The 26,541-nt window shown below is 66.3% G+C and carries 23 protein-coding genes; 15 read left to right on the top strand and 8 right to left on the bottom strand.

The window, feature by feature from the left end:
- Positions 1–109: 109 nt before the first annotated feature.
- The 4 genes from TQ29_RS13875 (at position 110) to selD (ending at position 6,485) form a co-directional block, all read left to right on the top strand.
- Complete coding sequence (locus TQ29_RS13875; protein WP_082386656.1) at positions 110–766, top strand: ABC transporter ATP-binding protein; 657 nt, start codon at positions 110–112, stop codon at positions 764–766.
- A complete protein-coding gene (locus tag TQ29_RS13870; protein ID WP_054539641.1) occupies positions 766–3,180 on the top strand; it encodes an FtsX-like permease family protein in 2,415 nt (804 codons plus the stop codon). Before TQ29_RS13875 ends, TQ29_RS13870 begins: the two co-directional genes overlap by 1 nt.
- The gene (locus tag TQ29_RS13865; protein WP_054539640.1) at positions 3,170–4,210 is read left to right on the top strand and encodes a lipocalin-like domain-containing protein; all 1,041 of its coding nucleotides are present in this window, start codon (positions 3,170–3,172) and stop codon (positions 4,208–4,210) included. The genes TQ29_RS13870 and TQ29_RS13865 overlap by 11 nt, the downstream gene beginning before the upstream one ends.
- Positions 4,211–4,289: 79 nt before the next feature.
- Positions 4,290–6,485: a selenide, water dikinase SelD gene (gene selD / locus TQ29_RS13860; protein WP_054539639.1), complete on the top strand. Its 2,196-nt coding sequence runs from the start codon at positions 4,290–4,292 to the stop codon at positions 6,483–6,485.
- Here selD and mnmH read toward each other — a convergent pair.
- The gene (mnmH, locus tag TQ29_RS13855; protein WP_054539638.1) at positions 6,469–7,533 is read right to left on the bottom strand and encodes a tRNA 2-selenouridine(34) synthase MnmH; all 1,065 of its coding nucleotides are present in this window, start codon (positions 7,531–7,533) and stop codon (positions 6,469–6,471) included. The two genes, selD and mnmH, sit on opposite strands and share 17 nt — an antisense overlap.
- Before the next feature lie 166 nt (positions 7,534–7,699).
- On the opposite strand from mnmH, the gene TQ29_RS13850 reads away from it, so the two are divergent.
- On the top strand, positions 7,700–9,085 hold the full coding sequence (locus TQ29_RS13850) for a bifunctional enoyl-CoA hydratase/phosphate acetyltransferase (protein WP_173585965.1): 1,386 nt from the start codon (positions 7,700–7,702) through the stop codon (positions 9,083–9,085).
- Here TQ29_RS13850 and TQ29_RS13845 read toward each other — a convergent pair.
- The 6 genes from TQ29_RS13845 to TQ29_RS13820 all read right to left on the bottom strand — a co-directional run bounded on the left by TQ29_RS13845 (position 9,082) and on the right by TQ29_RS13820 (position 16,011).
- Positions 9,082–10,719, bottom strand: a complete 1,638-nt coding sequence (locus TQ29_RS13845) for an ABC transporter ATP-binding protein (protein WP_054539636.1) — start codon at positions 10,717–10,719, stop codon at positions 9,082–9,084. The two genes, TQ29_RS13850 and TQ29_RS13845, sit on opposite strands and share 4 nt — an antisense overlap.
- Positions 10,720–10,724: 5 nt before the next feature.
- On the bottom strand, positions 10,725–11,609 hold the full coding sequence (locus tag TQ29_RS13840; protein ID WP_054539635.1) for an ABC transporter permease: 885 nt from the start codon (positions 11,607–11,609) through the stop codon (positions 10,725–10,727).
- A complete protein-coding gene (locus TQ29_RS13835) occupies positions 11,606–12,631 on the bottom strand; it encodes an ABC transporter permease (protein ID WP_054539634.1) in 1,026 nt (341 codons plus the stop codon). Before TQ29_RS13835 ends, TQ29_RS13840 begins: the two co-directional genes overlap by 4 nt.
- Positions 12,632–12,637: 6 nt before the next feature.
- Positions 12,638–14,251 (bottom strand): ABC transporter substrate-binding protein, encoded by a 1,614-nt coding sequence (locus TQ29_RS13830; protein WP_054539633.1) that lies wholly within the window; start codon positions 14,249–14,251, stop codon positions 12,638–12,640.
- A 226-nt stretch (positions 14,252–14,477) separates the two neighbouring features.
- The gene (locus TQ29_RS13825) at positions 14,478–15,311 is read right to left on the bottom strand and encodes an N-acetyltransferase (protein WP_235974515.1); all 834 of its coding nucleotides are present in this window, start codon (positions 15,309–15,311) and stop codon (positions 14,478–14,480) included.
- Positions 15,298–16,011: a GntR family transcriptional regulator gene (locus TQ29_RS13820; protein ID WP_037208525.1), complete on the bottom strand. Its 714-nt coding sequence runs from the start codon at positions 16,009–16,011 to the stop codon at positions 15,298–15,300. Before TQ29_RS13820 ends, TQ29_RS13825 begins: the two co-directional genes overlap by 14 nt.
- A gap of 238 nt (positions 16,012–16,249) precedes the next feature.
- Here TQ29_RS13820 and TQ29_RS13815 point away from each other — a divergent pair, with 238 nt between their 5' ends.
- The 8 genes from TQ29_RS13815 (at position 16,250) to TQ29_RS13780 (ending at position 24,815) form a co-directional block, all read left to right on the top strand.
- The gene (locus TQ29_RS13815; protein ID WP_054539631.1) at positions 16,250–17,236 is read left to right on the top strand and encodes an ABC transporter ATP-binding protein; all 987 of its coding nucleotides are present in this window, start codon (positions 16,250–16,252) and stop codon (positions 17,234–17,236) included.
- Between the two features lie 33 nt (positions 17,237–17,269).
- A complete protein-coding gene (locus TQ29_RS13810; protein ID WP_054539630.1) occupies positions 17,270–18,541 on the top strand; it encodes a PotD/PotF family extracellular solute-binding protein in 1,272 nt (423 codons plus the stop codon).
- Between the two features lie 58 nt (positions 18,542–18,599).
- Positions 18,600–19,463 carry an ABC transporter permease gene (locus tag TQ29_RS13805; RefSeq protein WP_054539629.1) on the top strand — a complete coding sequence of 288 codons (864 nt, stop codon included), beginning with the start codon at positions 18,600–18,602 and terminating at the stop codon, positions 19,461–19,463.
- A complete protein-coding gene (locus TQ29_RS13800; RefSeq protein WP_037208533.1) occupies positions 19,463–20,302 on the top strand; it encodes an ABC transporter permease in 840 nt (279 codons plus the stop codon). The genes TQ29_RS13805 and TQ29_RS13800 overlap by 1 nt, the downstream gene beginning before the upstream one ends.
- A gap of 6 nt (positions 20,303–20,308) precedes the next feature.
- The gene (locus TQ29_RS13795; RefSeq protein ID WP_054539628.1) at positions 20,309–20,962 is read left to right on the top strand and encodes an aspartate/glutamate racemase family protein; all 654 of its coding nucleotides are present in this window, start codon (positions 20,309–20,311) and stop codon (positions 20,960–20,962) included.
- Between the two features lie 97 nt (positions 20,963–21,059).
- Positions 21,060–23,510 (top strand): Lon protease family protein, encoded by a 2,451-nt coding sequence (locus tag TQ29_RS13790; RefSeq protein WP_054539627.1) that lies wholly within the window; start codon positions 21,060–21,062, stop codon positions 23,508–23,510.
- Complete coding sequence (locus TQ29_RS13785; RefSeq protein WP_054539626.1) at positions 23,507–24,256, top strand: hypothetical protein; 750 nt, start codon at positions 23,507–23,509, stop codon at positions 24,254–24,256. Before TQ29_RS13790 ends, TQ29_RS13785 begins: the two co-directional genes overlap by 4 nt.
- Positions 24,257–24,329: 73 nt before the next feature.
- Entirely contained in the window at positions 24,330–24,815 is a 486-nt protein-coding gene (locus tag TQ29_RS13780) for an Hsp20/alpha crystallin family protein (protein WP_054539625.1), read from the top strand.
- 2 nt (positions 24,816–24,817) lie between these two features.
- Here TQ29_RS13780 and TQ29_RS13775 read toward each other — a convergent pair whose 3' ends face one another.
- On the bottom strand, positions 24,818–25,474 hold the full coding sequence (locus TQ29_RS13775) for a dienelactone hydrolase family protein (RefSeq protein WP_054540454.1): 657 nt from the start codon (positions 25,472–25,474) through the stop codon (positions 24,818–24,820).
- Positions 25,475–25,883: 409 nt separating this feature from the next.
- On the opposite strand from TQ29_RS13775, the gene hemP reads away from it, so the two are divergent.
- Both hemP and TQ29_RS13770 read left to right on the top strand, forming a co-directional pair.
- A complete protein-coding gene (gene hemP / locus TQ29_RS20340; RefSeq protein WP_082386655.1) occupies positions 25,884–26,051 on the top strand; it encodes a hemin uptake protein HemP in 168 nt (55 codons plus the stop codon).
- Positions 26,048–26,527 (top strand): hypothetical protein, encoded by a 480-nt coding sequence (locus TQ29_RS13770; protein ID WP_037208540.1) that lies wholly within the window; start codon positions 26,048–26,050, stop codon positions 26,525–26,527. Before hemP ends, TQ29_RS13770 begins: the two co-directional genes overlap by 4 nt.
- Positions 26,528–26,541 lie beyond the last annotated feature (14 nt).

Raw genomic sequence — 26,541 nt, 5'->3', positions numbered from 1 at the left:
CGCTTTTGTTGCGCTTTTGTAAAGCCGTCATTCTTTCCGGCCGCTCCGGCGCGATCGGGCTGGCACTTTCGTGGCGGCGGGCTAGGGTTGACAGGCTTGGGGGGTGTGAATGCTGCTTGACGTGCGAGAAGTCGCTAAAGGGTATGAAGCCGGCGCGGGCCGGTTGCAGGTCTTTTCCGATGTCTCCTTCCGCCTGGATGCGGGCGAGGCCGTGGCCCTGACTGGCGAATCCGGCAGCGGCAAAAGCACGCTCCTGCATCTGTGCGCCGGTCTGGACCGGCCCGATGAAGGCCAGGTGCGCCTGGCCGGCCAGGATCTGGCCCCGCTCGACGATCGCGCCCGGGCCGCACTGCGCCGCGAAAGCGTGGGCCTGGTGTTTCAGCAGTTCAACCTGATCCCGTCGCTGAACGTGTCGGCCAACCTGTCGTTTCAGGCCCGCCTGGCCGGGCGCGCGGATGCGGCCTGGCTGGAGCAGTTGGCCGCACGGCTTGGCCTCTCGCCGCTGATGGATCGCTATCCCGAACAGCTTTCGGGCGGTCAGCAACAGCGGGTGGCGATCGGCCGGGCGCTTGCCGGGCGGCCCCGGCTCATTCTGGCCGATGAACCCACCGGCAATCTCGACGCGGCGACAGGCGACGCGGTGATGGCGCTGTTGCTTGGGCTGGTCGCGGAAACCGGCGCCGGGTTGCTGATGGTCACCCATTCCGAACGGCTGGCCGCGCGGCTGGAGCGGCGCCTGCATCTGGCCGGCGGCGGGCTGGCCTGATGTATCGCGCGGCGCTTCTGGCGCTCTTGTCGCATTGGCGCCGCCAGCCGCTGCAGCTCGCCAGTGTTCTTGTCGGGCTGGCACTGGCCACCGCGCTCTGGTCCGGGGTGCAGGCGATCAACGGGCAGGCGCGGGCCAGCTATGACAGGGCGGCGGGGATGCTGGGGCAGGACCGTCTGCCGCAGCTTGTGGCCGAAGACGGGCAGCGGTTTTCACAGGACGTCTACGTTGCGCTGCGGCGCGGGGGCTGGCGCATCTCTCCGGTGCTCGAGGGGCAGTGGCGGCAGGGCGAAACCCGCCTGCGCGTGATCGGGATCGACCCGGTGACAGCCCCGCAGACCCCCGGGGGTGGCGGCGCGGCGCAGGCCGACGGCGATCTGCGCGCGTTCCTGACCCCGCCGGGCATCGCCTTCGGTGCGGCCGAAACCATCGCCGCGCTGCAAGATGTGCCGGGCCTGCCTGCGCTGCGGGTGGCGGATGACAGCCTGCCCGGCACGCTGATCATGGATATCGGCATCGCCCAGACACTTCTGGCCGCGCCGGGGCAGGTGTCGCGGCTGATCGTGCTGCCGGATCAGCCGCTTCGGCAAACGCCCCTGCAAGACGTCGCCCCCGGCCTGACCCGACGCGCGCCGCAGGCCGAGGCCGACATCGCGCGGCTGACCGACAGTTTTCACCTGAACCTGACCGCCTTTGGCCTGCTGTCCTTTGCCGTCGGGCTGTTCATCGTCCACGCGGCCATCGGCCTCGCGTTTGAACAGCGCCGGGCGATGTTTCGCACCCTGCGCGCGCTGGGCCTGCCGCTGGTCGCGCTCACAAGGCTTCTGGTGGCGGAGGTGCTGATCCTGTCCATCCTTGCGGGGTTGGCGGGCATGGCGCTTGGCTATCTTGTCGCGGCGGCGTTGCTGCCGGATGTGGCGGCAACCCTGCGCGGCCTTTACGGGGCCGAGGTGCCGGGCACACTGATCCTGCGCCCCGGCTGGTGGGCCGGGGGCATGGCGATGGCGGTGCTGGGGGCGGGGGCGGCCGCGGCGCAAAGCCTTTGGCGCGTCTGGCGCCTGCCGCTTCTGGCGCCCGCGCAGCCCCGGGCCTGGGTCCGCGCCACCACCCGTTCGCTCTGGCGGCAGGTGGCGATCGCGGGCGCGCTGGCGCTTGTCGCACTGGGGGCGGCGCGGTTCGGCACCGGGCTGCTGGCCGGGTTCATCCTGCTGGGGGCGCTGCTGATGGCGGCGGCGCTGGCGCTTCCCGCTGTGCTGGCGGCGCTGCTCGCCGGGGCCGCGCGGGCGGGCAGGGGCGTTCTGGCGCGGTGGTTCTGGGCAGACACGCGGCAGCAACTGCCGGGGCTGTCGCTGGCGCTGATGGCGCTGTTGCTGGCGCTGGCGGCGAATATCGGCGTGGGCACCATGGTGGCCAGCTTCCGGCTGACCTTCGCCGGCTGGCTGGATCAGCGCCTGTCGGCCGAGCTCTACGTCAGTGCCGAGACCGAGGAACAGGCCGCCCGGCTGCGCGCCTGGCTGGCAACCCGGCCCGGCGATCTTCTTCCACTCTGGTCGGTCGAGGTGCCGCTGTTCGGCGCGCCGGCCACGGTGCAGGGCATCGCCGATCACCCGACCTATCGCCGGAACTGGCCGATGCTGTCGGCCCTGCCGGATGTCTGGGGCAGGGTCGCTTCGGGTGAGGGCGCGTTGATAAACGAGCAACTCGCCCGCCGTGAAGGGCTTGTGCCGGGGGATCCGCTGATCCTGCCCGACGGGGGGCGGATGATCATTGCCGGGGTCTATTCCGATTATGGCAACCCGCGCGGGCAGGTGATGATCGCGGTAGACCGGCTGACCGCGCTGTTCCCCGATGTGGCGCGGCTGCGCCATGCCGTCAGCATCGCGCCAGAGTCCGCACCCGTGCTGGCCCACGCCTTGATCGACGATTTCGGGCTGCCGGAAGACAATGTCAGCGATCAGGCCGCGATCAAGGTGTTTTCCATGGGGATCTTCGAACAGACCTTCGCCGTGACCGCCGCGCTGAATATCCTGACGCTTGGCGTCGCGGGCTTCGCGATCCTCACCAGCCTGCTGACCCTGTCGGCCATGCGCCTGCCGCAGCTCGCGCCGGTCTGGGCTCTGGGTCTGACGCGGGCGCGGCTGGCCTGGCTGGAGCTTGCGCGCGCGCTGATGCTGACGGCGCTGACGATGTTGGTGGCGCTGCCGGTCGGGCTGCTTCTGGCCTGGGCGCTGCTGGCGGTGGTCAACGTTGCGGCCTTCGGGTGGCGCCTTCCGATGCATGTGTTTCCGGCCGACTGGCTGCGCCTTGGCGCGCTGGCGCTGCTGGCGGGGGGGCTGGCGGCCGCCTGGCCCGCCTGGCGCCTGGCGCGGACAGCCCCGGCGGACCTGTTGAAAGTCTTCGCGCATGAACGTTAGGGCACTGCTTATATTCTTGCTCTGGCTGGCCACGCCCGTCTTCGGGCAGGGCTTTGCGGGGCTGGGCGCGGGGGGCGAGGGGTTTGCCCATCCGCAGCGCGGCGCCGAACTGAGCTTTCCCGCCGATCATGGCGCGCATCCCGATTTTCGCATCGAATGGTGGTACCTCACCGCCAACCTGACAGGCGAAGACGGCCGCGACTACGGCGTGCAATGGACGCTGTTCCGCTCGGCCCTGGCGCCGGGCGGCGGCACCGGCTGGGCGACGCCGCAGGTCTGGCTCGGCCACGCCGGGCTGACCACGCCCGACCGGCATTTTGTCGCCGAGCGGATGGCGCGCGGCGGGATCGGGCAGGCCGGTGTCACCGCCGCCCCGTTCGCCGCATGGATCGACGATTGGGAAATGGCGGGCACCACGCCCGACCGGCTGCGCCTTGCCGCCACCGGCGCGGAATTCGCCTATGACCTGCGGCTTGCCGCGACCGGGCCGATCGTGTTGCAGGGCGAGGCCGGTTATTCGGTGAAATCGGCAAGCGGGCAGGCGAGCCATTATTACTCGCAGCCGTTCTACACCGTGAACGGCGTTCTGGATCTGCCCGAAGGCCCCCTTCGCGTGTCCGGGCAAGCCTGGTTGGACAGGGAATGGTCGTCACAGCCGCTGGACGCGGATCAGAGCGGATGGGATTGGGTCTCGCTCCATTTCGACAGTGGTGAAAAGCTGATGGGGTTCCGGCTGCGCGGGGCAGAGGGCGGCTATACCTCGGGCACCTGGATCGGGGCCGATGGCGGGGCGATGCCGTTTGGCGATGGCGTGCTGCGGATGTCGCCGCTGAACCAAACGCGGGTGGCCGGGCGCAAGCTGCCGACGCGCTGGCGGCTGGAACTGCCCGCGCGCGGGCTCGACATCACCGTGAACGCGCTGAACCCGCAGGCGTGGATGGGCACGCGCTTTGCCTATTGGGAAGGCCCGGTGCGGTTCTCGGGCAGCCACGCCGGGCGCGGCTATCTGGAAATGACCGGCTATGACTAGGCGCGGCGCGGCGTCCCCTTTCATGACGCGGCCCGGACCGCTAAGTCTTGGCGGGTAACATCCAGCGGACGCCAACCCCATGCACAGCCCCCTTCCCCTGACCCGAGACCTGGTGCTGATCGGCGGCGGGCATTCCCACGCGCTGGTCCTGCGCAAATGGGGGATGAAGCCGCTGCCCGGCACGCGGCTGACGCTGATCAATCCCGGCCCGACCGCGCCCTATTCGGGGATGCTGCCGGGGCTGGTGGCAGGGCATTATGCGCGGGATGAGCTGGAGATTGATCTGGTGAAGCTGGCGCGTTTCGCCGGGGCGCGGCTGGTGCTGGGCCGGGCCACCGGCATCAACCGCGACGCCCGGCTGATCGAGGTCGAGGGGCGCGCACCGGTATTCTATGATCTTGCCTCGGTCGATATCGGCATCAGCTCCGACCTGCCCGCGCTGGAGGGGTTCACCGAACACGCCGTGCCCGCCAAACCGCTCGGCCCCTTCGCCGAAAGCTGGGAGAGGTACGTGACACAGGTCAGGGCCGGCGATGCCGCCCCTTGCGTTCTGGTCATCGGGGCCGGCGTCGCGGGGGTGGAACTGGCGCTGGCCTGCGCGCATCGCCTGACACAGGAAGGCGTGGCCGGAAAGGTGACGCTGCTGGAGGCTGCAGACACCGCCCTGCGCGGCATCGGCGACGGTGCGCGCCGGGCGCTGCTGGCGCAGATGGGCGAACAGGGTGTCGATCTGCGCACCGGTATCCGCATCGCGCGGGTCACGGCGGAGGGGGTGGAGCTGGAGGGCGGCGAGGTGCTGACCGGCGGCATCACCATTGGCGCGGCGGGCGCGCGGCCGCAGGGCTGGGTGGCGGACACCGGGCTGCAGCTGACCGACGGGTTCATCGACATCGGCCCCGATCTGCGCACGCTGAACGATCCGCTGATCTATGCGGCGGGCGATTGCGCCCATATGACCCATGCACCCCGCCCCAAGGCGGGGGTGTTCGCGGTGCGGCAGGCGCCGGTGCTGGCCCATAACCTGCGCGCCGATCTGACCGGGGGCGCCCGGCGCGGCTACCATCCGCAAAAGGATTACCTGAAACTGATCTCGACCGGGCGCAAACATGCGGTGGCCGACAAGCTGGGCCTGCGGCTGGAAGGTGATGCGCTGTGGCGCTGGAAAGACCGGATCGATCGCAAGTTCATGGGGAAGTTTCATGATCTACCGAAGATGAACGCCGTTCAAGACATCCCGGCAGAGGCGGCGGCGGGCGTCGGCGAGATGCTGGCCGGGGGCGTGCCGCCCTGCGGCGGCTGCGCGGCGAAGCCGGGGGCAGGCGTGCTGCGGGGCGGGCTGGCCGGGCTGCCGGCACCAACGCGGCCGGACGTGCTGCATGGCGCGGGCGATGACGCGGCGGTTTTGCGCCATGGCGACGGGGTGCAGGTGATCACCTCGGATCACTTCCGGGCCTTCATCGAAGACCCTTACATGATGGCCCGCATCGCGGCGGTGCATGCTCTGGGCGATATCTGGGCGATGGGCGCGCGCCCGCAGGCCGCCCTTGCCACGCTGATCCTGCCCCGCATGCGCGACCGGATGCAGGAGCATACGCTGCGCGAGATCATGGCGGCGGCCAGCGCGGTTTTCGGCGCTGCTGGGGCCGATCTGGTGGGCGGGCATACCTCTGTCGGACCCGAGCTGACGGTGGGGTTCACCGTGACCGGCCTGCATGATGGCACCCCCGTCGGGCTGGCGGGCGCGCGGCCGGGCGATGCGCTGATCCTGACCAAGCCGATCGGCAGCGGTACGCTGTTCGCGGCCGAGATGCAGGGCAGGGCCCGTGGCGCCGACATCGCCGCCGCGCTGGCGCAGATGGCCGCGCCGCTTGGCCCCGCGGCGGGCGTGCTGGCGCCGGTGGCCCGTGCGATGACCGACGTGACAGGCTATGGACTGGCGGGGCATCTGCTGACCATCCTGCGGGCCTCTGGCGCGGGGGCGGATCTGCGGCTGGCGGATGTGCCGCTGATGGACGGGGCGCTGGCGCTGGCCGAGGCCGGGGTGCGCTCCAGCCTCTATCCGCAGAACGCGGTGATGCTGTCGGAAGTGGCGGGGGCGGATGCGGGCGACGCCCGCTGCGCCCTGCTGTGCGATCCGCAGACGGCGGGCGGGCTGCTGGCCGCGGTGCCGGGCGATGATCTGGCCCGCATTCTGGACGATCTGAGGGCCGCGGGTGCGCACGCGGCCTGTATCGGCGAAATCGTGGACGGCCCGCCGCTTATCGCCCTGCGCTGAGCATATGCGCGGCGCGGGCCAGCTCTGGCGCGGCGGCGGCGAGCGCGGCGGGGTCCAGCGTTTCAAGTGCCACCGTGTATGATGGCAGATCGTCGAACCGGCCGCGCTGTTTTTCATAGCGCGGGTCGTAATGCGTGGCCATCAGCGATGCGGCAAGCTGTGCGAACGCGCCCTGCGCCACCAGCGCCAGCCAGCCTTCGACCCGTTCGCGCGGGTGTAGCGGGGCCAGCAGCCGCAGCGTGGCGTCCAGCCGGGCGCGATCCTCTATCATGTCGCCATAGGCGCGGGTCAGATAGGCCGCGCGTGCGGCCAGCGGTGCCTGAACCACCAGCCGTGGCGCGGTTTTCATCGCGGCCCACAGCCCGGCGGGAATGTTGATCTGGCCGATCCTGCTCGATTCCCCCTCGACCACCAGCGGGCGCGACGGGTCCAGCCCGGCGGCGGCCATGGCCAGCGCGGTTTCGAACCCCTTCTGCGCAGGCTGCCCGGCGGTCATCGCCCCGAACAGCGAGCCGCGATGGTTCGCCAGCCCCTCCAGATCGATCACCTGCAGGCCCTCGGCGGCCAGCAGCGGCAAGAGTTCGGTCTTGGCCGTGCCGGTATTGCCATCGAGCACCACGACGGGGCAGGGCCAGGGCTTTTCATAAAGATCCGCCTGCACCAGCCGCCGAAAGCTGCGATAGCCGCCCTCGATCGTGTCGGCCTGCCAGCCCACCTGCCGCAGGATAAGTGTGAACGAGCCCGACCGCTGCCCGCCGCGCCAGCAATAGACCAACGGGCGATAACCGCCGGGCTTGTCGGCCAGGGTGGTTTCAAGATGCCGTGCGGCATTGCGCGCCACCAGCGCCGCGCCCAGCTTGCGCGCCAGAAACGGGCTTTGCTGGGTGTAGATCGTGCCGACGCGGGCGCGTTCCTCATTGCTGAGAACCGGCAGGTTGATCGCGCCGGGAATGCGATCTTCCGCGAATTCGGCGGGGGTGCGCACGTCGATCACCTCGTCGAAGGGCAGGCGGGGCAGATCGGAGAGGGAATGGAGCGTTACAGGCATGCGCCTTGATAGGCCCTGCGCGGGGAAACCGGAAGAGACAGCCGCAAAACGATGCGCGGGCCGCGGCATTCCGCGGCACCCCGCCTGAAACGCTTGGGGGCCGGTCACGAAAGGGTTACGTTCAGCCCACAGGCTGGCGCCTGATCCCGGCAAGGAGGCTGCTCTGATGACGTTGCACACCAATATCCCCTGGACCGATCTGGAGATCGGCATGGAGGCGGAAACCACCCACACCTGCCGGGCCGAGGATTTCTACGTTTTCGCCAATTCCTCGGGCAATTTGAACCCGATGCATCTTCCCAAGGAAGACGGTGACGGGGATGGCAAGCCCGAGGCGGTGGCGCCCTCGATGTGGATGGGGGCGCTGATCTCCGGGGTGCTGGGAAATTTCCTGCCCGGCCCGGGAACGCTTTACAAAAGCCAGATGCTCACCTTTCTGGGCCGCGCCCACGCAGGCGATGAAATCACCGCCAAGGTGCGCCTGCTGTCAAAGGGCGAGGGCAATCTCGCCACCTTCGAGACCTGGGTGGAACAGGCCGACGGCACCCGCATCGCCGAGGGCGAGGCGGTTGTGCTTGCCCCGGAACGCAAGGTGGCCATCGACATCCGCGATGTTCCGGGCCTGACAGTGCAGACCCATGCGCATTTCGACCGTATCCTGGCCCGCGCCGAACCGCTGGAGCCGATGCCGACGGCGGTTGTCGCGCCAGAGGATGACGCCTCGCTCGGCGGTGCGCTTCTGGCCTATCGGCACACGCTGCTGCACCCCATCCTGGTGGGCTGTGCGAAGAAGATCGCCGCCGCCGCCGAAGAGATCGGCGCCGACCTGTCGGGGCTGGAGATCGTGGATATCCCCGATCATTCCGCCGCCTCGGCGCAGGCGGTGAAGATGGTGCATGAGGGCCGCGCCAAGGCGCTGATGAAGGGCAATCTTCATACCGACGATCTTCTGCGTCAGGTGCTCAAGAAGGTCGGCGGGCTGCGCACCAACCGCCGCCTGTCGCATGTTTTCGTGATGGATGTGCCGGGGCTTGATCACCTGCTGATGGTCACCGACGCGGCCATCAACATCGCCCCCGATCTGGAAGAGAAGGTCGATATCGTTCAGAACGCCATCTACCTGGCGCATGCGCTGGGGATCGAGATGCCGAAGGTCGGCATCCTGTCGGCGGTGGAAACGGTCAACCCGCGCATCCCCTCGACCATCGACGCGGCGGTGCTGTCGAAAATGGCCGATCGCGGGCAGATCAAGGGCGGGCTGGTGGACGGGCCGCTGGCCATGGACAACGCCATCGATCTGGAAGCCGCGCGCACCAAGGGCATATCCTCGGCGGTGGCGGGCCACGCGGAAATCCTTGTCGTGCCCAACCTCGAGGCGGGCAACATGCTGGCCAAAGAGCTGACCTTCATCGCCCATGCCCAGGCAGGCGGCATCGTGCTTGGCGCATCCTGCCCGATCATCCTGACCAGCCGGGCCGATGACGAACAGGCGCGGCTGGCCTCTTGCGCGGTGGCGGTGATGATGCGCGAATGGGGGCGCAGCCGGGGCTAGGGCGCGGGCACCAGCCGCCGGGCGGGCGGTTTCGGCGCGGCCGACAAAAGCTCTTGCGTATAGGGGTGGGCAGGCGATGCCATCACCTGCTCCGCCGGTCCCTGTTCGACGATCTCGCCGCCCTTCATGACGATCACATGGTCGCACAGCAGGCGCACCACATGCAGGTCGTGGCTGACGAACAGATAGCTCATCCCCAGTGCCGCGCGCAGATCGGCCAGCAGGTTCAGCACCACCGCCTGGATCGAGACGTCAAGCGCGGCGGTGGGTTCGTCGAGGATCAGAAACCGGGGGTTCAGCGCGATTGCCCGCGCGATGCCTACCCGCGCCTTCTGCCCGCCCGAAAGCTGATGTGGAAACCGGTCGAGCAGCGTTCGCGGCAGGCCGGTCAGATCGGCAAGCTCGTCCACACGCGCGGCCAGTTTCGCCCCTCCCATCCCGCCAAGCCGGCGCAGCGGGTCGGCGATGGTCTGACGGGCGCTGTGGCGGGGGTTCAGGCTGTCGGTCGCATCCTGAAACACCATCTGAATGTCGCCCCGGCGCGGGTTGCGGGCAAAGCGCCCGGCCGGAATACCCGCGATATCCTGCCCGTCGAACAGGATCTCGCCGCTGGTCGGATCGAGCAGCCGCACCAGCATTTCCGAGGTCGTGGATTTGCCGCAGCCGGATTCCCCGACCAGCCCCACGCTTTGCCCCTCTTTCACCTCGAAGGATATGCCACGAACCGCATGAACCGGCCCGGATTTTCCGCGATAGGTTTTGGTCAGGTCGCGCACCGCCAGAATCGGGCGCTCATGCACCTTGTGGGGCAGGTCGGGCGTGCGGATCTCGGCGGGCAGCAGGCTTCGGATGCTCTCGCCCGCGCGCGGGGTCGCGTCGACCAGCTTGCGGGTATAGGCGTGCCGGGGCCGGGCAAACAGCGCCTCCGGATCGCCGGTCTCGACGATCTGCCCATCTTTCATCACCACGATCCGGTCGCAATATTGCGCGGCCAGCCCAAGGTCATGGGTGATCACGATCGCGCCCATGCCGCGTGCCCGGATCAGCGCGCTGACCAGTTCCATCACCGCCTTCTGGGTGGTGATGTCCAGCCCCGTTGTCGGCTCGTCGGCGATCAACAGGCGCGGATCGCAGGCCAGTGCGATGGCGATCACGACCCGCTGGCACATGCCCCCCGAAAGCTCGAACGGATAGGCGTCATAGCGGGCCTCGGCATCGGTGATCCGCACGGCCTCCAGCGCCGCGATCGCCTTTTGCCGCGCGTCCTGCCGGGTGGCCTTTGCGTGGCGGCGCAGCACATCCTCGATCTGATGGCCAACCTTGCGGATCGGGTTGAGCGCGGCGCGCGGGTTCTGGAAGATCATCGAAATCTCGCGCCCGCGAATATCGCGCATGTCGGCTTCGGAGGCGCGGCGCAGGTCGAGCCCGGAATAGCTGACATCGCCCGCCGTGATCGCCCCGCCCGCATCGAGGATGCGCATCAGCGCATAAGAGGTGACCGATTTGCCGGACCCGCTTTCGCCGACGATACCCAGAACCTCCCCCGTGGCCACATCGAAGCTGACCCCGCGCACGGCGTTCACCGCGCCCCGGCGGGTCTGGAAGGAAACGGCAAGATCGCGGATCGACAGCATCGCGTTCACGTCCTTTTGCGCGGATCGACGATGTCGCGCAACCCGTCGCCCAGCAGGTTGAAGGTGAAGACCGCGAACATCAGCCACAGGCCCGGAAACACCGCCAGCCACCATTCGCCCGACACGATGAAATTGGCGCCTTCGGCCACCATGATCCCCCATTCCGGCGTCGGCGGGCGCACGCCCAGCCCGATGAAGCTGAGCCCGGCCGCATTCAGGATCGCCCAGCCCAGATTGAGCGAAACCTGCACCATCATCGGCGGCAGCGCGTTCGGGAAGATATGCAGCGCCAGCACGCGCAGGTCTGAATTGCCCGACAGGCGCGCCGCCAGCGCGAAGCCCGCCCCGCGCCGGATGTTGACCTCGGCCCGCACCAGCCGCGCGTAAAACGGCACGTTGATGATGGCGGTGGCGTAGATGATATTCTCGATCGTGTTGCCCATGGCCGCGACGATCCCCATCGCCAGCACGAACAGCGGGAAAGCCATGATCGTGTCGAGGATGCGGTTCAGCACCACGTCGATCCAGCCGCCCCAATAGCCAGCGACAGCCCCCAGAACCGACCCCAGCACGAACGACAGCGCCACCGCCGCGACCGAGATCACCAGATCCAGCCGTGTGGCCACGATCACCCGGCTGAAGACGTCGCGGCCCAGGCTGTCGGTGCCGAACCAATGCGCCGCAGAGGGGGCCTGGAGCGCGTTGGCCGCATCCGATTGCAGCGGGTCATAGGGAACGAGTGCCGGGCCGAACAGCGCCGAGATCACGATCAGCGCGAACATCACGAAGGCCAGCAGCGTGACCGGATTGGCCTTCAGCACATAGATCAGGTGGTCAAGCGCGCCGCTCGAACGGGGCCGTTCCGCGCTGTCTGGCGATACCTGTGTCATTTCGCGGCAAACCCGATGCGCGGATCGATCAGCGTATAGGCCAGGTCGATCACGAGGTTGAGCAGGACGAAGAGAAACGCCATCGCCAGCACAAAGCCCTGAACAGCGGCATAATCCGACACCACCAGCGCCTCGACCGCGTAAGAGCCGATGCCGGGCCAGGCGAAGACCTTTTCGACCAGCACATTCGCCCCGAGCGTGAAGGAAAACACCATGCCCAGAGTGGTGACGACAGGCAACAGCGCGTTGCGGAAGGCATAGCCGTATAGCACCGTGCGGTTGGTCAGCCCCGCCGCCCGTGCCGTGCGCACGAAATCGGCGCTGAGCGCGCCCAGCATCGCCGCGCGGGTCATCCGCGCGATCGGCGCCATGGTGAACAGCGCCAGGGTGATCGCGGGCAGCACAAGCTGTTTCAGCGCGCCCAGAAATGTCTCGGCATCCCCGGCAAGGGCCGCGTCGATCAGGTAAAAGCCGGTCACGTGATCGGGTTCGATATAGATGAAGTCGAGCCGCCCTAGCGGCGACGGCGCGATGCCCAGCAGGTAGTAGAACACATAGATCAGCAAGATGCCGGTAAAGAAGGTCGGCAGCGATACCCCCGCCGTGACCAGCACCCGGCACAGGTGATCGACGGGCGAGCCCGGCCGCGTTGCGGCCAGCACCCCCAGCGGCACCGCCACCGCGCAAGACAGCAGCAGCGCGCTCAGCGTCAGTTCCAGCGACGCGGGCAGCCGGCTGGCCAGATCCTCGGCCACCGGCCGCCCGCTGGAGATCGACTGCCCCAGATCGCCGCGCGCGAGATCGCCGACATAGATGATGAACTGCCGCAGCATCGGCTTGTCGAGGCCAAGTGCCTCGCGCACCTCGGCGATCGAGGCCTCATCCGCCGCCGCCCCTGCGAAATACACGGCCGGGTCGCCGGGCAGGGCGCGGGTCAGCACAAAGCTGATGACCACGACCCCGATCACCACCGGGATGGCCTGCGCGATGCGCGAAAGAACAGAGGTCAGGCGCGCGGACATTCCGGTTCACGCCCCTTTCAGCGGCCGGATGTCGAGCTGGCGGTGGAACCAGAACTCATACCCTTCGGCCCCGTTCGCGGCGACGTTCAGCGCCGGCTGCCAGAGCGGGATGCGCGGCAGGTCTTCGAAGGCGATCGCGAACATGCGCTTGATGTTGGGCATATACTGCGGATCCTCCATCGACATGTGCAGGGTTTCGTCGACCAAGGCCTCGATCTCGGGGTTTTCATAATTGGACGAATTGAACAGATGCCCCTTCTGATAGGCCCAGAAGAAATAGTAATCAGGCGTGTTCAGCCAGCCGCCGAAGTTTTCCAGGTGCAGCGGCAGCCGCTTTTCAACCAGTGCCGCGGTGCGCCAGTTGGCGCCGGGGATCTTTTCGATCTCGCTGGTGATGCCAAGCCCGGCCAGGCTTTCCTGAATAAGCAGCGCCGTGGGCTCCATCCAGTCGGCCAGGCTGAGGCTGATGGAGAACGGCACGTCGAACCCCTTGGCGAAGGCCGATTTTTCCAGATGGCTGCGGGCCATGTCCATGTCGGTGTAATAAGGCGATTTGCGCGGCCATGCGATATCGTCGATCTCGGTGCTGCCGCCCCAGAGCGGCGCGCCACGGCCATAGGCGGCGGTCTGGAAGATATCCTCATAGGGAATGGCATAGGCGATGGCCTTGCGCACGTCAGGATCCTGGAACGGCTCGAACGTGGTGTTCAGGCCGACCACGTGCATGCAATTCTCGATCGGGGTGGAATAGACCGTGACCTTGTCGGCCAGTTCGGCGGCATCCTTGTTGGGGATGTCGAAGGAAAGCTGCACATCGCCCCGCTCGATCAATGCGCGGCGGGTGGCGGGGCTGGGCACTTCGCGCAGGATGACGCGCTTGGGCCCCGGCAGCGGGCCGCCGGCCCAGTCGTCGTTCCGCTCATAGACGAGCTGTTCGCCCGGCGCCCATTTCGCCACCTTGAACGCGCCGGACCCGGCCGGGGTCTTGTGCAGATATTCCATCGCCCAGGGATCTTCGGCGGTGGCATTGGCCATCGCGACCTTGGAATTGATGACGAACGGCACCGGCACCGCCAGATCGGGCAGGCTCAGCTTCGACGGTCTTTCAAGGTGGATCACGAACGTTTCGTCATCGACCGCCTCGAATTGCTCGGGCGCGATCAGGCCGCCGGCCTTCATCTGTACGGTCGGGAAGCCGCCCACCGAAACGGCGCGGTCGAACGACCATTTCACATCGGCGGCGGTCACCTTGGTGCCGTCCCAGAATTTGGCCTCCGGCTTGATCTTGAAGGTCATCGTCAGCCCATCGTCGGAGATGGTCCAGCTTTCGGCCAGTTCCGGCTCGATGACCGAATAGTCATAGGAAAGCCCGCCGCCCGGGGCCTCTTTGGTGCCGAAGGACACCAGCCGGTCATAGCAGTTCACCGCCACCTGATAGGAGGCGCGGTTGGTGCCGGTCCGGTGCAGATCGAGGCTGTTGATGGTCTGGCCGGTCACGGCGACCAGAACGTCGCCGCCCGCGGCACGGGCCGGCAGTGCCTTCAGAAAGGGCAGCATCGAGGCGCCGATCACGCCGCTGCCGTATTTCAGAAAATCGCGTCTTGAGGTGGTTCCTGTCATCTGTGTTTTCCCCTGTGGCTGAATTGTGCCACGGGCGAAGCGTGGCGCGAGCATGGGCCGAGCCTGCGCTGTATTAATGTTTACTTCTAATGCTATAATTTCACATTACCGGTGCAAAGAATGCACCGCCAAGTAATCCTGTTTGAAATCAATCAGTTAATAATTCCTCCCTGGTTCTCTGCGATGTGGGCATTTGGCGGCAGGGAAGGCGCGGATTGGCGGGTGGTCAACCAAGCTCCAGCGTGGCCACCCCGTGGAACGGGGCGTAGGCGGTTGCGGGGGCGGGCCCCCGGTACATCCGCGCGGTTTCGAAGACCGGTGCAAAGCCGCGACCGGCCAGCAGGTCGTGAAAGTCGTGGCAACTGTCGGGTACGTCGATGAAAAGCTGTGCCCGGCCAATGATCCGCGCAAGCCCGGCCATCAGGTCCGAGGCATCACCCGCGCGGAGGGCCATGAACGGACCGATCTTCGCCCCCGCCCGACAGGCGCGCACGGTGCCACAGGCGGCGATGGCGCCGTTCCTCTCGATAACCAGGCCCTGCCGGGTGGACGTGGCGGTCAGCCAGGCGGAAAGATACCTGTCACGCCGGGTGCCCGTCTGCGCCGCGTCAAGCGCGAGGATCGCGGGGATATCCGAGGCCCGCATCGGGCGAAGGTTGGCCGCGTCGCGCCCGTTTACCCGGCCTTCGTAGCGAATGGTCCGGCCCGCGCGCACAAAGCCCGAGCGCACATAATTCTGCTGTTGCGCCGGCACACCGTCAAGGCCCACCGTCCGGCCGCCGGCATGGGCCAGCCCGGCGTTCCAGACATCCAGCCCATGACCCATCCCGCGAAACGCGGGGGCGCAGATGTAAAGCCCGAGAAAGGCGTAGTCATCCGAGTGGTTGACGACCGAAACCGCCGCCGCCGGCGCGCCGCCGACCCGTTTCAGGAAGAACCCCTCGGGGTCTGCAGCCAGAAACGCCTCTGCGTCATCCAGGCCAGGATTCCAGCCCTCATCAGCCGCCCAGCCCAGAACGCATTCCAGATCCGCGCGGGTCATATGCTCAACCCGGTCCAATCAGCGCCTCTTTCAACGAGCGGGGCGCGGCGCCTTTTTCACGCAGGTCCAGCGCCGAATGCAGATCCACCAGATGGCTGCGCATCAGCTCTTCGGCCTGCTTGGCGTCATTGGCAGCGATCGCTTCCAGCAGCGCGTGATGCGCATGGCTTTCGCACAGCGCGCTTTCACGCCGCCAGTACAGCGCGATGATCAGCGAAGAGCGCGCGATCAGGGTTTCGATGAACCCCGCGATGGTGTTCTGATCCGCGATCCGCGAAATCTCGATGTGAAACAGACCCGACAGGCGCACGGCCCGGCCACTGTCGGATGCGGCAAGGGCAGCATGTTCATCTTCGATATGCCGGCGCAGACGCTCGATATCCTCGGGGACGGCGCGCAGTGCCGCGGAATGGGCGGTGCGGGGTTCCAGCAGCTCGCGTGCCTCGAACACCTCGCGCGCCTCGCGCAGGCTGGGCTGTGCCACGAACGCGCCGCGGTGGCGCTCGATCTGAACAAGCTGCTCATGCGCCAGTGCCTGCAAGGCAGAGCGTACGACGGTGCGGGATACGCCATAGATCTCGCCGATCTCGTCTTCGCCCAGCTTGGTGCCGGGGGCCAGCCGGTGTTCGTGAATGGCAAGCTCCAGCCCTTCGGCGACGGTGGCACTGGCCGCGTTTTGCTTGAGTTCCTTGGGGGCCGGACGGGCGGGCTTGTTCATATCACTGATCCTCGTTCCGATCATGTGCCAGACCTGGCATGGGTCGACAAGCGGCGCCGATTTTGCATCCGTAATATATCCTTATTGTATACAACACTGTGTTCGATAATTAATCGGCGCAATCAACTTTTGCTTAAAAACGCGCCAACTCGCGGCATGGCCCGGTCCCCGGCGCTGTTCGTCATTGTCGCGCGCCATGTTGCGCGGCTCAAAAGAACGCAACAAGCGCGGGGGGCCGATGGAAAACGCCAAACTTGATCTTGAACTGGTGTCGCTGACCAAGCGTTACGGTACGACCGTGGCGGTGGATGCGATCAACCACCGGTTCAAACCGGGCACCTATGCCTGCCTGCTCGGCCCCTCGGGCTGCGGCAAATCCTCGACCCTGCGGATGATCGCCGGGCACGAGGCGGTTTCGGACGGATCCATTCTGCTGGGCGGGCGTGATATTTCGGCGCTGCCGCCGGCAAAACGCGGTACCGCGATGATGTTCCAGAGCTATGCACTGTTTCCGCATCTCAGCGTTACCGACAATGTCGCCTTCAGCCTGAAGATGAAGGGCGTTTCCAGCGCCGAGCGCACCGCCAAAGCGGGCGAGATGCTGGAGCTGGTGGACATGACCGCCTTTGGCGACCGCATGCCGGATCAGCTTTCGGGCGGTCAGCAGCAGCGGGTCGCGCTGGCCCGCGCCCTGATCACGCGGCCGCAGGTGCTGCTGCTGGATGAACCGCTTTCGGCGCTGGACCCGTTCCTGCGTATCCGCATGCGCAGCGAGCTGAAGAAGCTGCAGCGCGAGCTTGGCATCACCTTTCTGCACGTTACCCACGGCCAGGACGAGGCGCTGGCCCTGGCCGACGAGATCGTGGTGATGAACAACGCGGTAATCGAACAGGCCGGCCCCGCGCGCGAGGTCTACAACGCCCCGAAGACGGAGTTCGTGGCGCGGTTCATGGGCGGGCACAATGTTGTCGGCCTGCCGGAGGGGACGTTCGCCATCCGCAGCGACGCGGTGCAGGTGACGGGCCCCGGCACCGGGCTGGTCGAGGCCAGCGTCACGGGCATCGAATATCAGGGCACGCATGTATCGCTGAACGCGCGGATCATGGGGGATCAGGAACTGGTCGCCCAGGTGCCCGAAGCGATCTTTTTCAACAATCCCAGACAGCCGGGCGACCGGATCGGTCTGACATGGGAGACAGGGCAGCTTCATCCCTTGAAGGCCTGACCGAGCAAACGCGAAAACCAACAGGAGAACAGCATGACGATAACGACAGGGAAACTCAGCCGCCGCAGCATTTTGAAAGGGGCCGCAACCGCCGTGGGCGCCAGCACGCTGGGCGCGCCGATGATCTGGGCGCAGAACATCAAGGACGTGACGCTGCGCCAGTTCGGCACCGGGGTGTCGAACCTCAATGAGGTGGCCGACAAGGTGAAAGAGGATCTGGGCTTCACACTGGAGATGACGGCGCTCGATTCCGACAGCGTCACCCAGCGCGCCGCGACCCAGCCGGGCAGTTTCGACATCGCCGATATCGAATACTGGATCTGCAAGAAGGTCTGGCCGACCGGCAACCTGCAGGCGATGGATACCGGCAAGATCAAGAACTACGACAAGATCGTGGGCATCTTCCGCAACGGCAAACTGACCCCCGAAAGCGAGATCGCCCAAGGTACGGCGCCCCACACCGTGGGCTTTGTCGAGGGCCCCGGCGGCACTGAATTCGTGGACTACGAATCAGGCTGGATGACGCTGATTCCGACGATCTACAATGCCGATACGCTGGGCATCCGCCCCGATCTGATCGGCCGCCCGATCAATACATGGGCAGAGCTGCTGAACCCGGAATTCAAGGGCAAGGCCAGCATCCTCGACATCTCGTCGATCGGGATCATGGACGCGGCGATGGTCTGCGAGGCGATGGGCGAGATCGCCTATGGCGACAAGGGCAACATGACCCGCGAAGAGATCGACAAGACCATGGCGATCTTCACCGAGGCCAAGAAGGCCGGCCAGTTCCGCGCCTTCTGGAAAAGCTTCGACGAATCCGTCAACCTGATGGCCTCGGGCGAGGTCGTCATCCAGTCGATGTGGTCGCCCGCGATCACCGCGGTAAAATCCAAGGGCATCCCCTGCGTCTATCAGCCGCTGAAGGAAGGCTACCGCAGCTGGGGCGGCGGTATCGGCCTGTCGAAGAACCTGACCGGGCTCGAGCTGGAAGCGGCCTATGAATACATCAACTGGTATCTCGACGGCTGGGTCGGCGGCTTCCTGATGCGTCAGGGCTATTATTCGGCCGTGCCCGAAACCTCCAAGAACTACATGACGGCCGATGAGTGGGGCTTCTGGTTCGAGGGCAAGCCGGCAGAGGGCGATATCACCAACCCCTTCGGGCAGGTGATGGAAAAGGCGGGCGCGGTGCGCGACGGCGGTTCGTTCTACGACCGTATGGGCGCCGTCGCCTGCTGGAACGCGGTGATGGACGAGAACCAGTATATGGTTCGCAAGTGGAACGAGTTCATCGCGGCCTGATCTCACAACCGGGGGCGCCCGTGCGGCGCCCCCGATCCACCTTCCGCTGGATGATCCCATGCAAAGATTTCTGTCGCGTCCGACCGTTTCGGGATGGCTTCTGGCCTCTCCGCTCACGCTGGTGCTGACCCTGTTTCTGGTTCTGCCGATCGTGATGATCGTGATCGTCAGCTTCTGGCAGGCGACTGAATTTTCCATCGTCCCGGCGTTCGACTTCGAGAATTACGAATTCCTGTTCGGCTCTCCCGTCACCTACAAGGTGTTCCTGAACACGTTCAAATACGCGGTCATCACCTGGGCCTGCACCCTGCTGATCGGGTTTACCGTGGCCTATTTCCTGGCTTTCCATGTGCGCAGCCAGACCTGGCAGATCGCGCTGTTCCTGCTGTGCACGATTCCGTTCTGGACCTCGAACATCATCCGCATGATCTCATGGATCCCGTTTCTGGGGCGCAACGGTATCGCCAATTCGGCGCTGATCTCGGCCGGGGTGATCGACACGCCGCTGGATTGGCTGCTCTATTCCGATTTCGCGGTGATCCTGGCGTTCGTGCATCTTTACACGCTGTTCATGGTGGTGCCGATCTTCAACACGATGATGCGGATCGACAAATCCCTGATCGAGGCCGCGCGCGACGCGGGCGCCACCGGCGCGCAGATCATGTGGAACGTGATCATCCCGCTGTCCAAGCCGGGCATCATGATCGGCACCATTTTCGTAGTCACGCTGGTGATGGGCGATTTCATCACCGTGCGCTTCATGTCGGGCAGCCAGTCGGCCAATGTCGGGCGGCTGATCTCCAACGACATCGCGCTGCTGCAATACCCCTCGGCCGCGGCCACCGCCGTGGTGCTTCTGGCGACGGTGCTGATCGTGATCGGCCTGCTGCTGCGCTTTGTCGATATCCGAAAGGAGCTGTGATGGAACCGCGCCCCCGGTCTTTCTACGTTCTCGCCGCGTTTTTCTGCCTGTTCCTGCTGTTTCTCTACGGCCCGACGCTGACCATCGGCATCCTGTCGTTCCAGGGGCCGAACGGGGGGCTGACCTTCCCGATGAACGGGGTATCGACCCATTGGTTCTTCAACCTGTTCGAGCAGCAGGCGGTGGGCGATATCTGGGGCTCTTTCGCGCGCAGCCTCGTGCTGGGGCTGATGGTGATGGTGACCACGGTCGTGGTCTCGGTGATGGGCGGGCTGGCGTTCCGCAAGCGCTTTGCGGGCTCGAACGTGGTGTTCTATCTGATCATCACGGCACTGGTGATCCCGTCGATCCTGATTTCGCTCGGGGTGGGGCTGATCTTTTCGCAGCTCGGGCTGACCGTGCACTGGGCCACCTCGGGCTTTGGCGCGCAGCTGACATGGACGCTGCCCTTCGGCCTGCTGATCATGTTCGCGGTCTTCAACCGCTTTGACAAAAGCTATGAGGAAGCCGCCCGCGATCAGGGCGCGACCGCATGGCAGACCCTGCGCCATGTGGTCATCCCGATCATCGCGCCCTCGCTGATCGGCGTGGCGCTGTTCGGCTTTACCCTGTCCTATGACGAATTCGCGCGCACCCTGCTGACCGCCGGCAGCTACAACACCCTGCCGCTGGAGATCTACGGGATGACGACGAATGTCACATCCCCCGTCCTCTACGCGCTGGGCACGCTGACCACGGTGTTTTCGCTGTTCATCATCGCCGTGTTCCTGCTGACCGCGCGGATCGCCACCCGGCGCCGGTCTCGGGCAGGGTCGGACGCGGGCAAGGGCATGATCTGACCGGGCATGACCATCGTCTTCATCAACCCCAACAGCACCCAGGCGATGACCCGCGCGATGCTGGCATCGGCCCGTGCCGCCGTGCCCGGCGCGGCTTTCGAGGGCTGGACATCCACCGGTGGCCCCGCCGCGATCGAGGGGCCGCAGGATGGCGACCGGGCGGTGCCGCCGCTTTTGCATCTGGTGCAAAAGGCATCGGATGATGGCGCCGCGGCGATCGTGATCGGCTGTTTTGACGATACCGGCCTGGCCGAGGCGCGCGCGCTGGCGGCCTGCCCGGTGATCGGGATCGGGCAGGCGGCCTATCACCTTGCCGCGCTGGCCGGGGCAAGGTTTTCGGTGGTGACAACGCTGAGCGTGTCGGTTCCCATTCTTGAAAACAACATCCGCTCTTACGGCCTGTCCGGCGCCCTGGTCCGGGTGCGGGCGAGCGGGGTTCGCGTGCTTGATCTGGAAGACAACCCGGCCGAGGCGGCCCCCCGCGTGCTGGCCGAAATGCGCCGCGCGGTGGAAATGGACGGCGTCGAAAGCGTGGTGCTGGGTTGTGCCGGAATGGTGACCCTGCTTGAGACCGCGCGGGCCGAGATGCCGGTCAACGTCATCGACGGTGTCGAGGCGGCCGCGCGGCTGGCCTGGGCGCTCAGCATGGTCCGGCAGTAGGATCACCGCAATCGCGGGCCAGTTGATTTGACTCAAGGCACCGGATCCCGAAGCATGTTTGGTGACACCGGATCGCAACCAGTCACACGAGGGCCCGATGCCGCATCCGCCAAAGCCCGCAGCACTGGAACCGGCGGCCCTGTCCGCAGGTTTCGACAAAGGCGCCTTTGCCTTTGACACAACGCGGGATCTGCCGCCGCTCGACGGCTGGCTGGGTCAGGACCGCGCGCTTGATGCCATCCGCATGGCCGCCGAGACGCGGCACAGCGATTTCAACCTGTTCGTGCTGGGCACGCCCGGAAGCGGCCGCCACGATGCCACGCGCGAGGTTCTGGCGCCCGCCGCACAGAAACGCGCGGTGCCCGACGACTGGGTCTATGTCAACAACTTCGACGCGCCGCACAAGCCACGGGCGATGCGGTTGGCCCCCGGGATGGCGCAGCGCCTGAAGCACGCCATGGAAACGCTGATCGACGATCTGGCCAATGACATTCCCACGCTGTTCGAATCCGACGATTACCAAAGCCGCCGCCATGCCATCGAGCAGGAATTCTCGGAAAAGCACGAAGCGGCGATGGGCGCGCTGTTCGAGCGTGCGCGCGGCCGCGACGTGGCAATCCTGCGCACCCCGATGGGCTATGCGGTGGCCGCGATGCGCGACGGGGCGGTTATTTCGCCGGACAAGTTCGAAAAGCTGCCCAAGGCGCGGCAACAGGAGATCGAGAAGCAGGTCGATCAGACCCGGCGCGAGATGGAGGAGGTTATGAAAGAGCTTCCCCGCTATCAGAAGGCCAGCCGGGCACGTGTCGAAGAGCTGAACCTGGCGCTGGCCGAGGAAGGCGTGGATGCGGCCATCGCCCAGGCCTTTCACGATCTGCGCGGCGTCGAGGTGATCGAAAAATACATTGCCGGGGTGCGCAAGGATCTGATCGAAAACCCCGAACTGTTCCTGATCCGCGAGGATGGCCCGCAGGCCGGGGCGTTTCCCGTCGCCACGAGCCGGCATTTCGCCAAACCCCAGTTCCGGCGCTATGTCGTCAACCCGATGGTGTCGCATACCGCGGATGATCCGGCCGGCGCGCCGATCGTCGAGGAAAGCCTGCCGACCCTGGCCAATCTGATCGGCCGGGTCGAGCATGCCAGCCAGATGGGCGCGTTGTTCACCGATTTCACCATGATAAAGCCGGGCGCGCTGCAACGCGCCAACGGCGGCTATCTGATCCTGGACGCGCGCGCCCTGCTGAGCGAGCCTTTCGCCTGGGGCGCGCTGAAGCGCAGCCTCAAGACCGGCAAGATCAGCATCATCTCGGCGGGCGAGGAGATGAGCCTCATCTCCACCGTCTCGCTCGAGCCGGACCCGATTGCGCTGGACGTGCGGGTGATCCTGGTGGGGGACCGCGTGCTTTACTACCTGCTGGCGGCGGTCGATCCGGACTTCGCCACGCTGTTCAAGCTGCAGGCCGATTTCAATGATGCGGTGCCGCGCACGCCCGAGGCCACCGATCACTACGCCCGGCTTCTGGGCTCCATCGCGCGCAAGGCGGGGATACGGCCGCTGTCGGCGGCGGGTGTGGCGCGGGCGCTGCTGGAAAGCACCCGGATTGCCGATGACAGTGAACGGATGACGCTGAATATCGACCGGATCTCCGACATTCTGCGCGAGGCTGATTATTGGGCGGGCCGCACGGGTCAGCCCGCGATCCGCGATGTCGAGATCGATCAGGCCGTCGCCGCCGCCGAAATCCGCGCCGGCCGGGTGCGAGAGTTGAGCCATGAGGCGATCACCCGCGATATTCTTCTGATTGATACCGAAGACGCGCGGGTCGGCCAGATCAACGCGCTCTCGGTGCTGGAACTGGGCGGCTTCCGCTTCGGCCGGCCGTCGCGGGTCACGGCGCGGGTGCGCGTGGGCACCGGCAAGGTTGTGGATATCGAGCGCGAGGCAGAACTGGGCGGGCCGCTGCATTCCAAGGGCGTGATGATCCTGTCGGGCTTTCTTGCCACGAATTTCGCGCCGGACATCCCGATGTCGCTCTGGGCCAGCATCGTGTTCGAACAAAGCTATGGCGGCGTGGATGGTGACAGCGCCTCTGCGGCGGAACTTTTCGCGCTGTTGTCGGCCCTGTCGGGCGTGGCGATCGATCAGTCCTTCGCGGTGACCGGATCGGTCAATCAGTTCGGTGATATACAGGCCATCGGCGGCGTGAACGAAAAGATCGAGGGGTTCTTCGATATCTGCGCCGCGCGCGGGCTGACCGGGCGGCAGGGCGTGCTGATCCCGCATGCCAACATCCAGCATCTGGCGCTGCGCCAACGGGTCGTCGACGCGGTCGCCGAGGGGGCGTTCCGCATCATCCCCATCCGCACCGTGGCCCAAGGGCTGACCCTGCTGACGGACCGCCCCGCCGGGCAGCGCCTGCCCGATGGTCTGTATGAGGGCGACAGCATCAACCGCCTCGCCGAAGACAGGCTGCGCGCCTTCGCCGAGGCCCGGAAGGGATTCATCGCGACACCCCGGCAGGGTAATTCCGACGGGGGCGAGGCATGATCACCCCCGCGCCAACCGGCCGCATCATCCTTGGCGCGACCTCTTTCGCCGATGCCGAAGGCGCGATCGGCTTTGCCGTGGGGCTCGCACGGCAGACCGAGCGCGAGCTTGTCGGCCTGCTGATCGAGGAAGAGGCGATCCTGTCCTGCGCGGCGGGGCGGGGGGCGCAGGCGGTTGGCGCGGCGCCGCTGAGCCTGGAGCGGATGCTGGCCGCCTATCGCCGGGATGCAGAGGCGTTTCAGGCGCGGCTGGCGCAAAGCGGCGCGCTGCGCTGGTCTTTTTCGCGGCGGCGGGGACAGGTGCTGCCGCTGCTGTCGGAAATCGCGGGGCAGGGCGATCTCATCCTGCTGGGCCATCGACGCGCGCCCTTGCGCAGTGGCGATGTCGTATTCATTCCCGGGGGTGCTGCGGATGATGCCGCGCTGGGGCTGGCGGTGCAGGCGGCGCGCGATATCGGCCGCCCGATCACCGTGCTTGCGCCGCGCGCGCTGCACGCCGGTATCGCCGCCGCCGCGGCACGCTTGGGGGCCGGGGCGGTTTCGATGCGGGACGCGGCCGATCCCGGCGCGGTGATGGCGCATCTTGGCCGGGCCAGCGTCTCCGTCGTGTTTCTTGGGCAGGCCGGGCTTGATCCGGCGACGCTGGCCCGGCTTGTCGATGCGGCCCGCGCGCCGGTTGTCTTTCCCGCCGGTGTCATCCTGCCGCCGGGGCCGGCAGACGGCGGCGCGCACCCTCCCGGATTTTGATGCAGATCAGCGAAACAGTTCCGCGACTCGGCCATGGATTTCTCACGTGTTTGATTCTCTAGGAGGACATCGCATGACCTACCGTGACTGGCTGCCCACATCCTGGCTTGGCGGCAAAGAAGACACCGACAGCCCGTTTTATTCCCTGCAAAAGCAGATCAACACGCTGCTCGATGATTTCGGCAGCGGGCCGTTTCCGAAGGATCAGGGTTTCACGATCCGCTCGAACGTCAGTGAGACAGACAGCGAGGTTTGCATCACGGCAGAGCTTCCCGGCATCGCGATGGAGGATGTCGACGTGTCGGTGACCGGAAACCGCATCACGATCAAGGGCGAGAAGAAATCCGAGAAGGACGAAAAGAAAGAGGAAGAGGGTCGCCAGTTTCACCGGATCGAGCGTTCCTCTGGCTCGTTCTACCGGATGATGACCTTGCCCTTCGAAATTGATCCCGATTCGGTCAAGGCAGGGGTCAAGGACGGCATTCTGACCGTGACCGTGCCCAAGCCCTCCGAGATCGTCGAGAAGACAAAGAAGATCAAGGTCGAGAAAGAGGGCTGAGCCTATCCCGCCGGGGGCCGCAGATGCGCGCCGAACCACCCGGCGGCAAGATGGATGACCGCAGCCAATGTTCCCGGCTCCTCGAACAGATGCGTGGCGCCGGGAACGATCTCCAGCCGTTTTTCGCAGGTCAGCCGCGCGAGCGCGGCCTCGTTCAGTGCGATGACGCCATGATCCGCGCCGCCTACGATCAATAACGTGGCGCAGCGCACGTCCGGCAGCGCGGCGCCTGCCAGATCGGGCCGCCCCCCGCGCGACACGACAGCCGAAACCGCGCCCTGCATCCGGGCCGCCGCCACCAGCGCCGCCGCAGCGCCGGTGCTGGCCCCGAACAGCCCGATCGGCAGATCGGCGGTTTCCGTGTCCGCGCGGGCCCAGCCAACGGCGTCGGCCACGCGCCGGCCCAGCAGGGTGATATCGAACACATTGGCGCGGTCGGCGGCCTCTGTTTCGGTCAGAAGGTCGAACAGAAGGGTTGCGAAGCCATGCGCCCGCAGGCTTTCAGCCACGGCCCGGTTGCGCGGGCTGAACCGGCTGCTGCCGCTGCCATGGGCGAAAATCACCAGCCCGCCCGGCGCGGGCGGCAGTGCAAGATCGCCGGGCAATACGACGGTTCCGCGATCGACGGCGATGGCAACGGGGCGCGAGTTTTCGGGCATCATTTGATCAACATAGTCGATGCGAGCCGGGGCGCCTTGACCGGAATCAATGACAGCGGAGGAAGCCGGTGCATGCGTCGGATACATGCCGCGACGGGCTGCGACGCTATGGCCAATTGCCTTATTTTCCGAGCAAAAAACTCGGATTGACAATCCTTATTGTTTAAGTCAGATTTAAAAATGTTCCAGCCACCCTGCTCGTTCCGACGGGGAAGCCCGAATCGAAAGATGAAAGGTTTTCCGCGATGAAACGCGTTCAGAACGATCACAGGGTGCGCGAGTACGACCAAACGAAGCCGGGGTGCGACCGGTCCGAACTGCTTGCTCTGGCTGTGGGGGCGGGGCTGACGGGCCGGTTCTGCCTTGAATGGCTTATCGACCATTTTGAACAGCCGGGAAAGTCAGGGTGATGGCGGCGGATTCCGTACATAACTCCCCGCAGGCGCGGGACGGCGATCTGCCCTGCTACCGGGCCGAGGATCTGACCCGGGGCGGGGTTCAGGCCCGGATCGTGCTGGACGAACAGGTCTACACCCTGCGCATCACCCGCGCCGGCAAGCTGATCCTGACCAAATGACCGGGCCGGGATCACATCGTGGCGGCGTGCCCGTCGGCCACATCACCGAGCTGGGGCCGGTCGAGGCGGGGGCCGTCTTCTATCTGCGGCTCTGGTGCAGCGGCCCGGCGGCGCAGGATCAGGTGCGCAGCGATTTCACCCTGGCGCTTGGTGCCGATCAGGGGCAGGCGGCGGCGATGACGCTGGAGCAGTTGTGTGATCTGTGCACCCGCCACGGCCGGCGCCCGCTCATGCGGCACGACATTTCCTGCCGTTGCCTGGGCGCCGACGAAAGCTGTTTCGCCAATTTCGTGGCCTGTGCCGCCGATGGGTGCCGCGAGGACGCGCTGCTGATCGCCACGCTGATCGTTCGGTGCGATCTGGCGCCCTGCATCGCCGCGCTGGCCGAGGATCTGGGGCTTGCCCTCAAACGCATGGCGCTGAGCGGCGGGGCGGATGCCTTGGCGCCGCAATCGCCGACATCGAGACTACATTGAAAGGACAACCACCG

It is taken from the genome of Actibacterium sp. EMB200-NS6 (assembly GCF_001305615.1).
Classification (GTDB): domain Bacteria; phylum Pseudomonadota; class Alphaproteobacteria; order Rhodobacterales; family Rhodobacteraceae; genus Actibacterium_A; species Actibacterium_A naphthalenivorans.
This window is presented reverse-complemented; position numbering and strand designations above follow the sequence as displayed.

What these genes read in the sequence shown, in the direction of transcription:
- TQ29_RS13790 (WP_054539627.1), top strand. Translation starts at nt 21,060, where the DNA reads ATGCCGCATCCGCCAAAGCCCGCAGCACTGGAACCGGCGGCCCTGTCC.
- hemP (WP_082386655.1), top strand. Translation starts at nt 25,884, where the DNA reads ATGGCGGCGGATTCCGTACATAACTCCCCGCAGGCGCGGGACGGCGAT.
- TQ29_RS13795 (WP_054539628.1), top strand. Translation starts at nt 20,309, where the DNA reads ATGACCATCGTCTTCATCAACCCCAACAGCACCCAGGCGATGACCCGC.
- TQ29_RS13820 (WP_037208525.1), bottom strand. Translation starts at nt 16,011, where the DNA reads ATGAACAAGCCCGCCCGTCCGGCCCCCAAGGAACTCAAGCAAAACGCG.
- TQ29_RS13870 (WP_054539641.1), top strand. Translation starts at nt 766, where the DNA reads ATGTATCGCGCGGCGCTTCTGGCGCTCTTGTCGCATTGGCGCCGCCAG.
- TQ29_RS13805 (WP_054539629.1), top strand. Translation starts at nt 18,600, where the DNA reads ATGCAAAGATTTCTGTCGCGTCCGACCGTTTCGGGATGGCTTCTGGCC.
- TQ29_RS13770 (WP_037208540.1), top strand. Translation starts at nt 26,048, where the DNA reads ATGACCGGGCCGGGATCACATCGTGGCGGCGTGCCCGTCGGCCACATC.
- mnmH (WP_054539638.1), bottom strand. Translation starts at nt 7,533, where the DNA reads ATGCCTGTAACGCTCCATTCCCTCTCCGATCTGCCCCGCCTGCCCTTC.
- TQ29_RS13785 (WP_054539626.1), top strand. Translation starts at nt 23,507, where the DNA reads ATGATCACCCCCGCGCCAACCGGCCGCATCATCCTTGGCGCGACCTCT.
- TQ29_RS13810 (WP_054539630.1), top strand. Translation starts at nt 17,270, where the DNA reads ATGACGATAACGACAGGGAAACTCAGCCGCCGCAGCATTTTGAAAGGG.
- TQ29_RS13830 (WP_054539633.1), bottom strand. Translation starts at nt 14,251, where the DNA reads ATGACAGGAACCACCTCAAGACGCGATTTTCTGAAATACGGCAGCGGC.
- TQ29_RS13835 (WP_054539634.1), bottom strand. Translation starts at nt 12,631, where the DNA reads ATGTCCGCGCGCCTGACCTCTGTTCTTTCGCGCATCGCGCAGGCCATC.
- TQ29_RS13850 (WP_173585965.1), top strand. Translation starts at nt 7,700, where the DNA reads ATGACGTTGCACACCAATATCCCCTGGACCGATCTGGAGATCGGCATG.
- TQ29_RS13775 (WP_054540454.1), bottom strand. Translation starts at nt 25,474, where the DNA reads ATGCCCGAAAACTCGCGCCCCGTTGCCATCGCCGTCGATCGCGGAACC.
- TQ29_RS13875 (WP_082386656.1), top strand. Translation starts at nt 110, where the DNA reads ATGCTGCTTGACGTGCGAGAAGTCGCTAAAGGGTATGAAGCCGGCGCG.
- TQ29_RS13845 (WP_054539636.1), bottom strand. Translation starts at nt 10,719, where the DNA reads ATGCTGTCGATCCGCGATCTTGCCGTTTCCTTCCAGACCCGCCGGGGC.
- TQ29_RS13815 (WP_054539631.1), top strand. Translation starts at nt 16,250, where the DNA reads ATGGAAAACGCCAAACTTGATCTTGAACTGGTGTCGCTGACCAAGCGT.
- TQ29_RS13800 (WP_037208533.1), top strand. Translation starts at nt 19,463, where the DNA reads ATGGAACCGCGCCCCCGGTCTTTCTACGTTCTCGCCGCGTTTTTCTGC.
- TQ29_RS13865 (WP_054539640.1), top strand. Translation starts at nt 3,170, where the DNA reads ATGAACGTTAGGGCACTGCTTATATTCTTGCTCTGGCTGGCCACGCCC.
- TQ29_RS13780 (WP_054539625.1), top strand. Translation starts at nt 24,330, where the DNA reads ATGACCTACCGTGACTGGCTGCCCACATCCTGGCTTGGCGGCAAAGAA.
- selD (WP_054539639.1), top strand. Translation starts at nt 4,290, where the DNA reads ATGCACAGCCCCCTTCCCCTGACCCGAGACCTGGTGCTGATCGGCGGC.
- TQ29_RS13840 (WP_054539635.1), bottom strand. Translation starts at nt 11,609, where the DNA reads ATGACACAGGTATCGCCAGACAGCGCGGAACGGCCCCGTTCGAGCGGC.